The sequence below is a fragment of the Acinetobacter sp. YH16051 genome (genome assembly GCF_013417135.1).
GTDB lineage: Bacteria > Pseudomonadota > Gammaproteobacteria > Pseudomonadales > Moraxellaceae > Acinetobacter > Acinetobacter towneri.
Map to the genome: position 1 here is coordinate 139,134 of NZ_VPEN01000007.1, position 12,517 is coordinate 151,650.

Here is a 12,517-nt window from a genome sequence, read left to right on the forward strand (position 1 = left end):
GGGAGGACAACGCCATGTTCGTGCGCTTGTTTTATACCTTGCGACGTTACGGTGTACCTGTCACCACACGTGAATTGATTGACTTAAATCAGGCGGTGGCATCGGGTCTGGTTTTTGCAGATCAAGATGAATTCTATCAACTTGTTAAAACCGTCATGGTCAAAGATGAGCGTTTTTTTGACAAGTTTGACCGTGCCATGAAAGATTATTTTGATGGCATTTCCACTTTTGATTTAGATGATTTACTGCAGCAAGTTCATCAATTGCCTAAAGACTGGTTCGACTTAGAACTATTAGAAAAACATCTCACGCCAGAACAACGCGAAGAGCTGAAAAAAGCAGGTTCTTTAGAAGAATTGATGAAAATGCTGGAAGAGCGTTTACGCGAGCAGCATAAAAAGCATCAGGGTGGCAACCGTATGATTGGTACGGGCGGTACATCACCGTTTGGTGCTTTTGGTGATCATCCTGAAGGTGTACGCATTGGTGGGCCTGGACGTAAGCGTTCAGCTGTTAAAGTCTGGGAGCAGCGTCAGTATCGAAATTTAGACGATGAACAGATTTTAGGTACACGACAAATGCAATTGGCACTGCGTCGTTTGCGTAAATTTGCCCGTCAAGGTGCAGCTGAAGAATTGGATATTGATGGCACTATCCGAGAAACTGCCAAACAGGGCATTTTAGATGTGCAATTGGTGCCAGAACGTCGTAATCGCGTCAAAGTGTTGATGTTGTTTGATGTGGGTGGCTCGATGGATGCACACATCGCCCAATGTGAAAAACTGTTTAGTGCGGCCAAAACTGAGTTTAAAACCCTCGAATATTTTTATTTCCACAACTGTTTATACGACTATGTTTGGAAAGACAATTTACGCCGTAGCAGTACCCGTATGAATACGTGGGATTTGTTGAATACCTATGGACGCGACTATCGGGTAATTGTGGTCGGTGATGCGAGTATGGCACCTTATGAGCTGAATTCGATTGGTGGTTCGGTAGAATATATGAATGATGAGGCAGGGCAAGTTTGGTTACAACGTCTGCGTCAGCATTTTGAAAAAACCGCATGGCTGAATCCTGAACAGGAAGGCTATTGGCATTACACACATACCATTGGTTTAATTAAACAAATTTTTGAACATCATATGTATCCAATGACTTTAAAAGGCATTGAAGATATGACTAAATATTTGGCGCGTTAATCGTCATTTTCGTCAATATCACTCAACTTTTGAGTGATTGTTAGGCGAAGACTAAGTAAGTGCAGACACGATAGGCAACGTGAATTTCAATCTGAGGGGATCGATATGGATCATCAAATCAATGGCATCGCATTACCGAATGAAGACGGTTTTTTCGGGCAATATGGCGGGCAGTTTATTCCACCACATTTAAAAGAAGCCATGGATGAAATTAACGTTGCTTATGAAGAAATTCGTCATACAGCAGAATTTCAAAATGAATTAAAAGATTTATTTACAAATTATGTAGGGCGCCCGAGTCCTTTGTTTCATGCAAAGCGTTTATCTGAACAGTTGGGTGGTGCGCAAATTTATTTGAAACGTGAAGATTTAAATCATACAGGTGCACATAAAATCAATCACTGTTTAGGTGAAGCATTGCTAGCCAAATATATGGGTAAAACCAAAGTGATTGCAGAAACAGGTGCGGGACAGCATGGTGTCGCGTTGGCAACAGCATGTGCGCTTGTGGGCATTCCATGTGAAATTCACATGGGACAAGTTGATATTGAAAAAGAACATCCAAACGTCGTGAAAATGAAAATTTTAGGTGCTAACCTGATTTCAGTCACACGTGGTACAGCGACTTTAAAAGATGCTGTAGACAGTGCTTTTGAAGAATACTTAAAAGACCCGAAAAATTATATTTATGCAATTGGTTCGGTGGTTGGCCCACACCCATTTCCAAAAATGGTACGTGATTTCCAAGCAATTATTGGCGATGAAATTAAAATGCAAAGCCAAGAACGCTTTGGAGTAAATCCAGATTATATCGTGGCATGTGTGGGCGGTGGTTCAAACGCAGTGGGTGCATTTACCGCATTCTTAAATGACCCAGAAGTTAAGCTTGTGGGTGTAGAACCTGCAGGTCATGGTTTAGATACAGATCAGCACTCTGCAACCTTAACTTTGGGTAAACCGGGTCAATTACACGGTATGGCGTGTTATGTGCTTGAAGATGAACAAGGCGAGCCATTGCCAGTACATTCAATTGCTTCAGGTTTGGATTATCCGGGTGTGGGGCCGCAGCATAGCTTCTTAAAAGACATTGGTCGCGTGGAGTATTCAACGGCAACTGACCAAGAATGTTTAGATGCCTTTATGACGTTGTCACGTGTAGAGGGTATTGTACCTGCTTTGGAAAGCTCACATGCGGTGGCGTGGGCATTACGTGAAGCACCAAAAATGGCAAAAAACGTGAAAATTGTGGTTAATCTTTCAGGTCGTGGTGATAAAGATTCAGACTATGTAGCAGAAAAATTAGGTTTGAATTAATTCTACTGAATATGAAAAACCGCCTAAATGTGTAAGTTTAGGCGGTTTTTTTATCTTTACTTTATATTTGGCAGGTTTTATAAAACAGTGTCTTAGCTTGCAATATATTGTTGTAACTGCTCGATCAGTTTGCGCTGATCATCCATAGTCGCTTTCACCAAGTCACCAATCGACACTAAACCTACCAACTGCTCACCTTCAAGTACAGGTAAGTGACGTAAATGATGGTCAGTAATTAAGTTTAAGCATTCTTTCACACTGGTGTTTTTGGTCACGGTCAGTACTTTAGCAGTCATAATTTCACTAACCGTTGTGCTTTTAGAAGTTCGTTCCATCAAAATAACTTTACGGGTGTAATCACGCTCAGACAGAATACCAACCACATGATTGTTTTGATCGGTAACCACCAACGCACCAATGCCTTTTTCAGCCATTAAACTAATTGCTTCTAAAACCGTTGCTTCTGGGCGAATTGTGTAAATTTCGTGATGTGCTTTATCTTGTAAAACGTGAGTTACCTTGGTCATATTCTGTGTCCTGATTTGTTGTTTATTGTTTGACTTTTAAAGTAACGTGAATTGTAAAAATTGCAAATACTTTAGAGTCACGATTGTTGATTTTTACGTCAATTCTATTCAGTTTTTATTTAAGCAATATTTAACGCAGGTTCATTAAAAAAGAAATGCTTCATTTGTGAAGTGGTTAGTTTAATTTTTTGACTTGACGAACCAAACAAGGTTGGCGTGACATTTAAACGGGTGAGCGTTGGTAATAAAAAAGTTTCAAAATCCTGCGCGGAAATTTTACGAGGACTATATTGTGGCCAGTGTTTAGCAGCATATTTATGCGCTTGTACCGCATTTAACCAAAAAGGGAAAATATAATCATCGTGATCTGAACTCATTGCCCAACCTTGATGGAATAAACCCCAAAGTACACCGCAGTACATCATTGATTTTAATAGTGTAACTTTAAGCAGAAAATCCTTTGGTAAAGGGTGGAGTTGGTTAATCTGATTCATAATCAAGCAAGGTTGTAAAATTTGGCTATATTGTAAAAAGAATTGATGAATATACCGTTTAAGCTTTGCTTAAAATCGTAAACAAATATGTATTTATGGTTGGAGCATCTAAAAAAAGGGTCAAAAAAAACGCCACCTAAGTGACGTTTTATTATGCTTGCATGGTGGCCATGTTTTGCCAGTATTGCGCTTTCAATGAATCACGTTCTACGCGGAAACCTTGATAATACAGTTCTGCTAAGAACATTGCCGCTTTACCATGTCCTGCACGTGCAGCTTCTTCGAGTTGTTTTACCGCGTCTTGGAAGTTCATTTGTGAATGAATCGTGTTTACTGCATTTGCATAAACATGCTCTAAGTCATGGTGAGAGATCGTTTGAATCATATTAAACTCCTTATTGTAATTATGATTACTTATTTTAAGCCTACCTTTTAGGCTTCATATCAATTTAACGCTTTATTGTTAAACTAATATTACAATTTGATTGAATTGTCAAATAATTATCGGGGTTAATGAGCATATTTCAAGTTTACATGATTAAACATTGAACAAGTTTAATTTTGATTAAACTAAAGCTCTAAGCATGATAAAAAAGGAGAACAACATGACAAGATCCGTAGACGGATGTGCTTTTGATGTACCTCCATTGACTTCTCAAATTATTGAGTTGGCACATCATCACCGTAAAAAACTAGATGAGGTAATTTTCCGTCGAGATGTTCATTTAGGTGAATACTGCTTGGCGCAACGTAAACGTGTGGCTGACTTTGCTAAAACTTTAGAGCGAAGCGATCGTATAGAGTTTTATCGTAATTATGATGGTGAATTACTCCGTATTGCCGATGAAGATGAACTGCATCCTGCCGAAGCAGAGGGCGGTGTCAGTGTATTTGCTATTTTCTTGGTGCTTGCAGTCATTGCATTGGTTTTATACTTTGCGGTAATTCGTGGCACGATTGGCTAAAGCTAAATCCTTTGTAGAATTTGTAGAAAAAGGCTCAATTTTTACTGTGACGATACAGTAAAATTGAGCTGTTTAACTTGTACATCTCACAAGGGCATCCTACACTAAGGCGATTAGAGGTAGGTCATGCACAACGCAATTCAAAAAACGATTCAATTTATTTCTCAACTGAAACTCGAGCAAATTTATAATATTGTTGTGCTGAGTATCATTTTTATTATTTTAACTTTAGCAAGTGTTGCGCTTTATCGCCCAGTTGGGGTGCAACAATTTCAAAATGTTGAGCGTTTGTCACAACAATCTATGTATGCCAATACCCAAGACATGGCAGTTCATTTACTCAATCAACGTCCGATTCGTTATGTGCATTATTTAAAGTTGATGCAGGCACATCAAATGGAGCAAGATCGGGCTCAACAACTTCCTGCCTTGGTGCAAGAGTAATTTTTTCTGTTGGCATGTTATTCATATTGTGCGGTGTCGGTGTTAAAGATGTTGGTGCGAGTAAATTGTCCTGCAGCATTTTTACCAATGCGGCTTTATCTAAATGTTCGCTCACAATTACTAAAGTTAAACGATCAGGATGCAAATGTTTGCGAATTGCACGTTGCACATCTTCAGCGGTAACTTTTTCCACTCGTTCTGCATAATCACTTAAATAATTTGCAGGAAGTCGATAAAAACCGATGTGCCCAAGCTGGGCATTAATACTGGCATTGCTGCTGTATTGATTCGGAAATGCACGAATTAAACCTGCTTTGGTTTCTTTTAATTGTTCTAAATTCATAGGTTGTTGTACAAACTGAATTAAGCTCTGGTGAGCGACTTGAATACTATCGAGTAACTGATCTTGGCGCGTAGAATAGCCTAAGCTAAACAAACCCGCTGCTTGGGTAAAACGAAACGAACTGCTAACACCGTAAGTGTAGCCACGTTTTACTCGTAATTCTTTCATCAAAATTGAATTGAAACTGCTGCCGCCCAGCATTTTATTGGCAATTTCTAAAGCCAAATAGTCAGGATCATCCCGTGTAGTCGCAAGTTGTGCAATACTGACATGCGCCTGTTGTGACCGGTAGGGAATATGCTGGATGTTGAAACGTGTTGCAGGTGTAGGCTGTGGCAAAGCTGTTGCTGCAACACCTTGGGCAATATGTGCGCTGATGGTATTGGCAAGTTTTTCTGCTTCTTTTAAGGTTAATTTGCCTGTAATGGCAATGTTCATATTTTGCGCGACCAGAAACTGATCTCTAAATTGTTGTAAGTGCTTTGGTTGAATCCGTTTGATGCTGCCATTGGTGCCTGTAATGGGTTCTGAATAGGCATGTTGTCCGTAAATTGCGCGATATAAGCGAATATTCATTAAACGGCTTGGATTTTCTTGCAGTTGTTTTTGCCCAATTTGTGTATTGCTTTGCACACGCTGGATATTAGAACGCTCAAAAGTTGCATGTTTCAGTATTTCCAGCATCATTTTGACGGCAGTTTGCATTTTCTGCGGATCAGACAGTGTTCTTAGCCGTACCACAAACATATCGCGGTACGCCGTGGTACTAAAACGTGCGCCTGTGGTTTCAAAGGCTGCGGCAATTTCCTCTGCCTTATAACGCTTGGTGCCTTCATCAATCAGTTGGGCTGCCATATTGGCAACGCCAAATAAACCTTTTTCAATTTCTGCATCGCGGGCAGAACCTGCATTAAAAGTCAGTTGGATATCAACCATTGGCAAAGCAGGATTTTCGACAAATAAAGTGCGTACGTGTCGATGATTTTTTAATTCATATACCTGTGGAGCGCGAACATCGACCAATTCATTTACGGCATTTAAACTGTGCAGCAAGCTCAAAGATTGTAAAGGCGTACTTACATCTGTTTCAGCAAAATCATGCGCTGCTGTGGTGGCAGTTTCCATCGCAAAGCCAGCAGAACATAGGCTAAAACTAGTGCTTAAAATAAGCGTGCTGAATAGATGTTTTTTCATGAAATCACAGTTTAAGGTGTTGTGCTTTGAGGTAATAAATACAAGGTGCTAAGTCTGTCTTTGTTAAAGTAACTTTGCGCAACACGTTGCAGATCCTGGGCAGTAATCGCTTGGAAGTGTTGTGGTAAAACATCGATTAAACGGTGACTGAATCCATTGACTTCCAAATTGCCAATGGTTCGGGCTTGTCCTGCCAAATCATCCTGACTATAAATCCAATTGGCCACAAATTGAGTCACCACGCGCTCAATTTCACTTGAATTGACCAAATCCTGTTTTAGCGTATCCACTTCGTTTTGAATCGCGACCTGTGCTTCGCTTAACGTTACACCTGCTGCAGGCAATGCTGAAATACTAAACAAACTATCCCCACGTTGATACGGGTCATAACTGACACTGACTGAGCTAAGAATCTTATTGTTTCTGACCAAGCGCTGTTCTAAACGTGAAGTAATTCCACTGTCTAACAGTTGTTTGATGATAGTGAGCGCGAAGGCATTTTGAGGATTTTTAGCTGTTGCCAATGAACCGACATTCCAAGCCATATATAAATTAGGAACTTGCACAGTCGCAGACAATTCCATGTGCCGATAACCTAATTGTTCAAACTCCAACACATCATTGCGCGGTGGCGTAGGTGCTTTCGGAATATCTCCAAAATACTTTTGGACTTGCAACAATGCGGCTTGATGATCTACATCGCCCACAATCACTAGAATAGCATTATTGGGGCAATACCATTTTTTGTACCACGCCTGTACATCTTGCAGCTGAATGCTTTGCAAGTTTTTCATGTGCCCAATAATGGGTTGGCGATAATGACTGGTTGGGTAGGCAATCCATTTAAAGCGTTCAAAAGCCAAAGCCCGTGGATTATCATCGGTACGTTGCCGCCGTTCTTCCATTACCACCTTAATTTCAGGCTCAAAGTCTTGTTGGCGAAGTAACAAATTACTCATTCTGTCGGCTTCCAACTCTAAAGCCAGTGGGAAATAAGTTTTGGGATAGAGCTGATAATAATTCGTGTAATTGGTAAAGGTTGCTGCATTGACACTGCCACCATAAATACGACTTAAACGGGTAAATTCATCATTCGGCACCTTGGCTGTACCTTTAAACATCATGTGTTCAAGTACGTGCGAAATCCCAAGTGTATTTCCGGACTCATCGCTACTGCCCACTTTGTACCAAATTTGAGTCATCACCATGGGAGAACGATGGTCTTCACGGATAATGACTTTTAAACCATTGTTGAGTGTGGTTTCAAAAGTGTTATTCGCAGCTAAAACTTCAGCATGGCTAATCGAAGCTGTTAAACCCCAAAGCAACGCACAAACAGACTTCATCGAAAATTGGAACATAAGCAAGTGGAGATCAATCGTTATCGGCTTATCTTTCAGAAATTAAAGCGGAAAGGCAAGGATTGCTGTAGGTATTTTTTGTATGCGGCTATGTGGTTGGAATACGAGGTAAAAGCAATTGGTTTATGTTAGAATCCGATTTTTTAACGCAATGCTTTTCAAGGATTCGGCATGCAACAGCAATCTAATGGGCAAAATAAATTTTTGATTGATGCTGATATCGGAGATGATGATGTCACATTACCGAATTTACCAGCGGTAAATATTCCGATTGTTGAAACAATACCTCTACAACAAGCAGAAACCTCTGAACATGCTGCAGAAACATCATCAGACACGGATGCGCCTGCGAAAGGTGGTTTCTTTAGTCGCATGAAAGAAGGGTTAACCAAAACCCGTAAAAACTTTGCCGATGGCATGGTGAATATTCTGATTGGCGGTAAAGAAATTGATGATGAATTATTAGAAGAAGTCGAAGAACAACTGTTGGTTGCAGATATTGGTGTAGATGCAACGAAAACCATTATTGCCAATTTGACCGAGCGTACTGCGCGTGGCGACTTAATTTATTCACATTCTTTATATAAGGCTTTGCAAGAAGAATTAGTGGCTTTGCTTGCGCCACGGGTAAAACCTTTACATATTGATGCCAATAAAACCCCTTATGTGATTTTAGTCGTGGGTGTGAATGGTGTAGGTAAAACCACAACCATTGGCAAGTTAGCGAAACGCTTACAAGGCGAAGGTAAAAAAGTCATGTTGGCCGCAGGGGATACTTTCCGTGCTGCAGCGACAGAACAATTGCAGATTTGGGGTGAGCGTAACGATGTTGCCGTTGTTGCACAAGGTCACGGTGCAGACAGTGCTTCTGTTATTTTCGATGCGTTTGAAAGTGCGCGTGCCAAAGGCATTGATGTGTTAATTGCAGATACTGCTGGACGTTTGCATAACAAAAGCAACCTGATGCAAGAATTGACTAAAGTTAAGCGTGTGATGCAAAAAATTGATGCGACTGCACCGCATGAAGTGATGTTGGTCGTAGATGCAGGCACAGGTCAAAATGCCATTAACCAAGTGGAAATGTTTGATGAGGCTGTTGGCTTAACAGGCATCACCATCACTAAACTGGATGGTACGGCAAAAGGTGGCGTGTTATTTAACATTGCAAGCCGTAGCCATGTGCCAATTCGCTTTATTGGTGTGGGTGAAAAAATTGACGATTTACGTCCATTCTCAGCCAAAGCATTTGTTGCAGCACTGTTTGAAACTGAAAAATAAGTTTTAAAATAAGTTTAAAGCTAAAATGTAAAAATGCTGTAAGTTTCACACAAACTCCGCAAAATGCGGAGTTTGTGGTTTTTAGCGGGTTTAAGTGTTGTAAAAAGCAGCAGCTAAAAATACGAATGTGAATAAAAGCACATTCGTCTATATACAATAAGAAAAAATATTAGATTGATTTTGATTGATTTTTTGGGGAAGTCAAAATGACACTGTTAAATAAAATTGGTCATGTGCTTACAGCAGATATCACGAAAGACTTTAAGCTTAAGAAAAAGCCGAACTATGACGCAAATGAACTGACTTTCATCGATCAATTAAAAAAGCGCCGTAGTATTTATGCTTTAGGAAAACGCGTTCATTTTAGCCAAACTTATATGACCGAGCTGATTCAGGAAGCTGTGCGTAGCTGTCCATCGGCACATCATTCACAAAGTACGCGCGTGGTTATTTTATTTTCTGAATCACATAAAAAATTTTGGAATTTAGTACAGGAAGTACAACGTCAGTTTGTACCAGAGCAGGTTTTTCCAGGTACTAAAATGAAAATCGAACAATGTGCAGCAGCTTTTGGCACGGTATTGTTCTATGAAGATCAACAAGTGATTCGTCAATTGCAAAAGAAAATTCCATTTAATGCTGCAGAATTTCCAATTTGGTCGGAGCAAACTTCAGGCATGGCGCAATTTGCAGTGTGGACAGCATTGGCAGATTCAGGCGTGGGTGCATCTTTACAGCATTATAATCCAAACATAGACCGTGCTGTGGCAGAGCATTTTGATATTCCAGATACATGGTTGTTACGTTCACAACTCGTTTTTGGATCAATTGAAGAAGAAGTAACCGAACGGAGTCATGCACACTATCAAAATCAATTTAAAGTCTATGCTTAAATAACAGCATTTGATGAAGATTGGTCAAATCAGCTTATTATTATGTGCTACAAAGAGCGAACCGCAGCATATTTATATTGCAATAGACTATATCTATAGAATAAAAGGTAATAGGGTCTGTTGACACTTCTTCTATGTTTGCGACGTGAGAGATATATCTCGCAAGGTTTTTTAGCTGATATAAGGCATGAGGCAGGAAATTTAGTCATTCTAAATGACTGACTCATAACGCAATAGCAGCAAAAAATATGCTCGTGCTTCGCTGCGCCTTGCGCTGCAAACAAAGCAGTGCTTGTTTTTGCTCAGGCTGTGGCTAAAACTTTCTCAGATTGCGTTATGAAACTTGGCAATAGTCTCGCTATTCCCTGCGTTTCATGCCTGATCTGCTCAGTTTTAGCCTACAGCGCAAGCCATTTATGAAATGTCAACAGACCCTAAATGCAGTCACATACATTTGTCACTTTATATAACTATAATCGTTCTATACATAAAACACACTGTCGTATTTTTTGTAATGTTTATGCTGAATAAAAAGCTTAATATCGCTGTATCAATTAATTTATACAAAATTCTGCAGAGGAATTAAAAATGTCATTTTTAAATCAATTAGAAAAACGCCGTTCAATCTATGCACTTGGTAAAAATGTTTCTGTAGATCAGGCAACTATTGAAAGTACAATCAAACAAGCAGTTCGTTTAAGCCCATCTGCATTTAACTCGCAAACTTCACGTGTTGTGACTTTATACGGTGCATCGCATACACAATTTTGGAACATCGTTTTAGAAACTTTACATAAAATGGTTCCTGCAGAAGCATTTGCAAACACTGAAGCAAAAATTAATAGCTTTATTGCAGGTTTTGGTACAGCTTTATTTTTTGAAGATCAAGATGTTGTAAAAGGTCTACAAGAGCAATTCCCGCTATATGCAGACAACTTCCCAGTATGGTCAGAACATTCGACAGGGATTGCACAATTCGCAGCGTGGACAGCTTTATCTGAAATCAATGTGGGTGCATCATTACAGCACTACAATCCAATCGTAGATGAAGAAGTTGCGCAAACTTATGACATTCCTGCAAACTGGAAACTACGTGCACAATTAGTGTTTGGTTCAATTGAAGCACCTGCTGGTGAAAAAACATTTATGGATGATGCAGCACGTTTCAAAAGCTTTAACTAAGCTCTAGCAACACATACTGCACAGACAAAAAAGTAGGATGATGATTCATCCTACTTTTTTGTTTCTGGGGGTAGTGATGTGCCTTACAACTTACTTATTCATGTGCAAATGCCTAAACCCATGAATTGTCATAAAACTGTCATTTATACATTGCATAGTGCAATCAAACTTTAATAAACGATATAGAGTGAAATATGGCATTTAAATTAGGCATAGCAAGTATTGCATTGATGGCTTGTAGTTCAGCATTTTCAGCAGTAACTATTGCAGTACCTGAAGAAATTAAGTTGCTCGCTGTAAATGATCAACAAATTCGTTCAGGTTTATTCAGTTCTGCACAGCAAGTGAAAGTCAATGCGGGTGAAAATGTCATTAACTTGCGTTATCAACAATATTTTGAACATCATAATGGTGCGCACGATATTTTAAAATCAGACGTCATTACACTCAAAACCCCAATTCTTCAAGATGGCGAAAACTATCGACTCGCTTTGGTAAATCCACCTAAAGACTTCGATGCTGCAAAAGAATTCAAAGATCAACCAAGCGTTGGTTTATATAATCAAAAGAATCAGTTGCTGGTACAACAAACAGGTGCTAAAGCAAACTCAACTGGTTGGTTAGGTGGTAGTTGGCTTAATAAAACTGTAGATACCACTCAAAATAGTGCTGCGGTCAATCAGCCAGCAGCAGTTTATACCGCGGCAGCAGTGTTGCCATCTGAGAAAACCACCTCAGTAACATTGCCTACAGCAAAACAAACACAGGGCAAAGAGCAACAATTGATTCAATTGTAGCAACAAGCCACTAAAGCAGAGCGACAAAAATTCATGTCATGGCTTGCAGAACAAGCCAATTAATGTTGATTTGCAACCAGCTCCATTGAGCTGGTTGTTTTTTGTTATCGCCTTAAAAGGATTTATTTAAAAACCAATCCAGTAACGTGCGAAAAAAAGACAAATTATAAGAAAAGTGTGATAAAAATATGAAATGCGTCTAAAATTTGGGCGGATGGTGCTTTTTTTGAAAAAAAACTAAAAAATATATTGCGTCTATTCAAAAACTGTATAGAATACGCAACACACCAACGCAGTGTTGATTGAATTGGTGCTGTTATTGACGAAATAACAGGAAATCATTAAGAGATTATGAAGAACAACTTGTGTGGATTTTTACTGATTGATCGATCGAACATATTTCATTGATTGATTGGTTTAAATTACTCGAAGTTTATTTGAGCGAAATTTAAGTCAGAAAATTGATGAGCCAGATTTGGAAGTTTAGATTAAAACTTCAAAATGATTTTAACTGAAGAGTTTG

The 12,517-nt window shown here is 39.4% G+C and carries 12 protein-coding genes and 1 pseudogene; 8 read left to right on the top strand and 5 right to left on the bottom strand.

The window, feature by feature from the left end:
• The first annotated feature begins 14 nt into the window (after positions 1 to 14).
• On the top strand, positions 15 to 1,202 hold the full coding sequence (locus FTV41_RS08205) for a VWA domain-containing protein (RefSeq protein ID WP_004976609.1): 1,188 nt from the start codon (positions 15 to 17) through the stop codon (positions 1,200 to 1,202).
• 105 nt (positions 1,203 to 1,307) lie between these two features.
• On the top strand, positions 1,308 to 2,516 hold the full coding sequence (gene trpB, locus FTV41_RS08210; protein WP_179996397.1) for a tryptophan synthase subunit beta: 1,209 nt from the start codon (positions 1,308 to 1,310) through the stop codon (positions 2,514 to 2,516).
• A gap of 92 nt (positions 2,517 to 2,608) precedes the next feature.
• Here trpB and FTV41_RS08215 read toward each other — a convergent pair whose 3' ends face one another.
• The 3 genes from FTV41_RS08215 to FTV41_RS08225 form a co-directional block, all read right to left on the bottom strand.
• Positions 2,609 to 3,043, bottom strand: a complete 435-nt coding sequence (locus FTV41_RS08215; protein ID WP_004976604.1) for a CBS domain-containing protein — start codon at positions 3,041 to 3,043, stop codon at positions 2,609 to 2,611.
• 119 nt (positions 3,044 to 3,162) lie between these two features.
• Positions 3,163 to 3,537, bottom strand: coding sequence for a DUF2750 domain-containing protein (locus tag FTV41_RS08220; protein WP_004976601.1), 375 nt, complete (start codon positions 3,535 to 3,537; stop codon positions 3,163 to 3,165).
• A gap of 151 nt (positions 3,538 to 3,688) precedes the next feature.
• Complete coding sequence (locus tag FTV41_RS08225; RefSeq protein ID WP_004976599.1) at positions 3,689 to 3,922, bottom strand: hypothetical protein; 234 nt, start codon at positions 3,920 to 3,922, stop codon at positions 3,689 to 3,691.
• Positions 3,923 to 4,142: 220 nt separating this feature from the next.
• Here FTV41_RS08225 and FTV41_RS08230 point away from each other — a divergent pair, with 220 nt between their 5' ends.
• Both FTV41_RS08230 and FTV41_RS08235 read left to right on the top strand, forming a co-directional pair.
• A complete protein-coding gene (locus FTV41_RS08230; protein ID WP_004976597.1) occupies positions 4,143 to 4,502 on the top strand; it encodes a hypothetical protein in 360 nt (119 codons plus the stop codon).
• Between the two features lie 126 nt (positions 4,503 to 4,628).
• Positions 4,629 to 4,946: a hypothetical protein gene (locus tag FTV41_RS08235; RefSeq protein WP_004976594.1), complete on the top strand. Its 318-nt coding sequence runs from the start codon at positions 4,629 to 4,631 to the stop codon at positions 4,944 to 4,946.
• Here FTV41_RS08235 and FTV41_RS08240 read toward each other — a convergent pair.
• Complete coding sequence (locus tag FTV41_RS08240) at positions 4,843 to 6,483, bottom strand: pitrilysin family protein (RefSeq protein ID WP_004976592.1); 1,641 nt, start codon at positions 6,481 to 6,483, stop codon at positions 4,843 to 4,845. The genes FTV41_RS08235 and FTV41_RS08240 overlap by 104 nt on opposite strands.
• 11 nt (positions 6,484 to 6,494) lie before the next feature.
• Complete coding sequence (locus FTV41_RS08245) at positions 6,495 to 7,844, bottom strand: pitrilysin family protein (RefSeq protein ID WP_179996398.1); 1,350 nt, start codon at positions 7,842 to 7,844, stop codon at positions 6,495 to 6,497.
• Positions 7,845 to 8,015: 171 nt separating this feature from the next.
• On the opposite strand from FTV41_RS08245, the gene ftsY reads away from it, so the two are divergent.
• The 4 genes and pseudogenes from ftsY (at position 8,016) to FTV41_RS08265 (ending at position 12,057) form a co-directional block, all read left to right on the top strand.
• Positions 8,016 to 9,122 carry a signal recognition particle-docking protein FtsY gene (gene ftsY, locus FTV41_RS08250; RefSeq protein ID WP_179996399.1) on the top strand — a complete coding sequence of 369 codons (1,107 nt, stop codon included), beginning with the start codon at positions 8,016 to 8,018 and terminating at the stop codon, positions 9,120 to 9,122.
• Positions 9,123 to 9,328: 206 nt separating this feature from the next.
• Positions 9,329 to 10,015: a nitroreductase family protein gene (locus FTV41_RS08255; RefSeq protein ID WP_154320761.1), complete on the top strand. Its 687-nt coding sequence runs from the start codon at positions 9,329 to 9,331 to the stop codon at positions 10,013 to 10,015.
• 588 nt (positions 10,016 to 10,603) lie between these two features.
• The gene (locus FTV41_RS08260) at positions 10,604 to 11,197 is read left to right on the top strand and encodes a nitroreductase family protein (RefSeq protein WP_004976581.1); all 594 of its coding nucleotides are present in this window, start codon (positions 10,604 to 10,606) and stop codon (positions 11,195 to 11,197) included.
• A gap of 194 nt (positions 11,198 to 11,391) precedes the next feature.
• A pseudogene (locus FTV41_RS08265) lies at positions 11,392 to 12,057 on the top strand (DUF2057 family protein).
• Positions 12,058 to 12,517: the final 460 nt, after the last annotated feature.

What these genes read in the sequence shown, in the direction of transcription:
- FTV41_RS08205 (WP_004976609.1), top strand. Translation starts at nt 15, where the DNA reads ATGTTCGTGCGCTTGTTTTATACCTTGCGACGTTACGGTGTACCTGTC.
- trpB (WP_179996397.1), top strand. Translation starts at nt 1,308, where the DNA reads ATGGATCATCAAATCAATGGCATCGCATTACCGAATGAAGACGGTTTT.
- FTV41_RS08215 (WP_004976604.1), bottom strand. Translation starts at nt 3,043, where the DNA reads ATGACCAAGGTAACTCACGTTTTACAAGATAAAGCACATCACGAAATT.
- FTV41_RS08220 (WP_004976601.1), bottom strand. Translation starts at nt 3,537, where the DNA reads ATGAATCAGATTAACCAACTCCACCCTTTACCAAAGGATTTTCTGCTT.
- FTV41_RS08225 (WP_004976599.1), bottom strand. Translation starts at nt 3,922, where the DNA reads ATGATTCAAACGATCTCTCACCATGACTTAGAGCATGTTTATGCAAAT.
- FTV41_RS08230 (WP_004976597.1), top strand. Translation starts at nt 4,143, where the DNA reads ATGACAAGATCCGTAGACGGATGTGCTTTTGATGTACCTCCATTGACT.
- FTV41_RS08235 (WP_004976594.1), top strand. Translation starts at nt 4,629, where the DNA reads ATGCACAACGCAATTCAAAAAACGATTCAATTTATTTCTCAACTGAAA.
- FTV41_RS08240 (WP_004976592.1), bottom strand. Translation starts at nt 6,483, where the DNA reads ATGAAAAAACATCTATTCAGCACGCTTATTTTAAGCACTAGTTTTAGC.
- FTV41_RS08245 (WP_179996398.1), bottom strand. Translation starts at nt 7,844, where the DNA reads ATGTTCCAATTTTCGATGAAGTCTGTTTGTGCGTTGCTTTGGGGTTTA.
- ftsY (WP_179996399.1), top strand. Translation starts at nt 8,016, where the DNA reads ATGCAACAGCAATCTAATGGGCAAAATAAATTTTTGATTGATGCTGAT.
- FTV41_RS08255 (WP_154320761.1), top strand. Translation starts at nt 9,329, where the DNA reads ATGACACTGTTAAATAAAATTGGTCATGTGCTTACAGCAGATATCACG.
- FTV41_RS08260 (WP_004976581.1), top strand. Translation starts at nt 10,604, where the DNA reads ATGTCATTTTTAAATCAATTAGAAAAACGCCGTTCAATCTATGCACTT.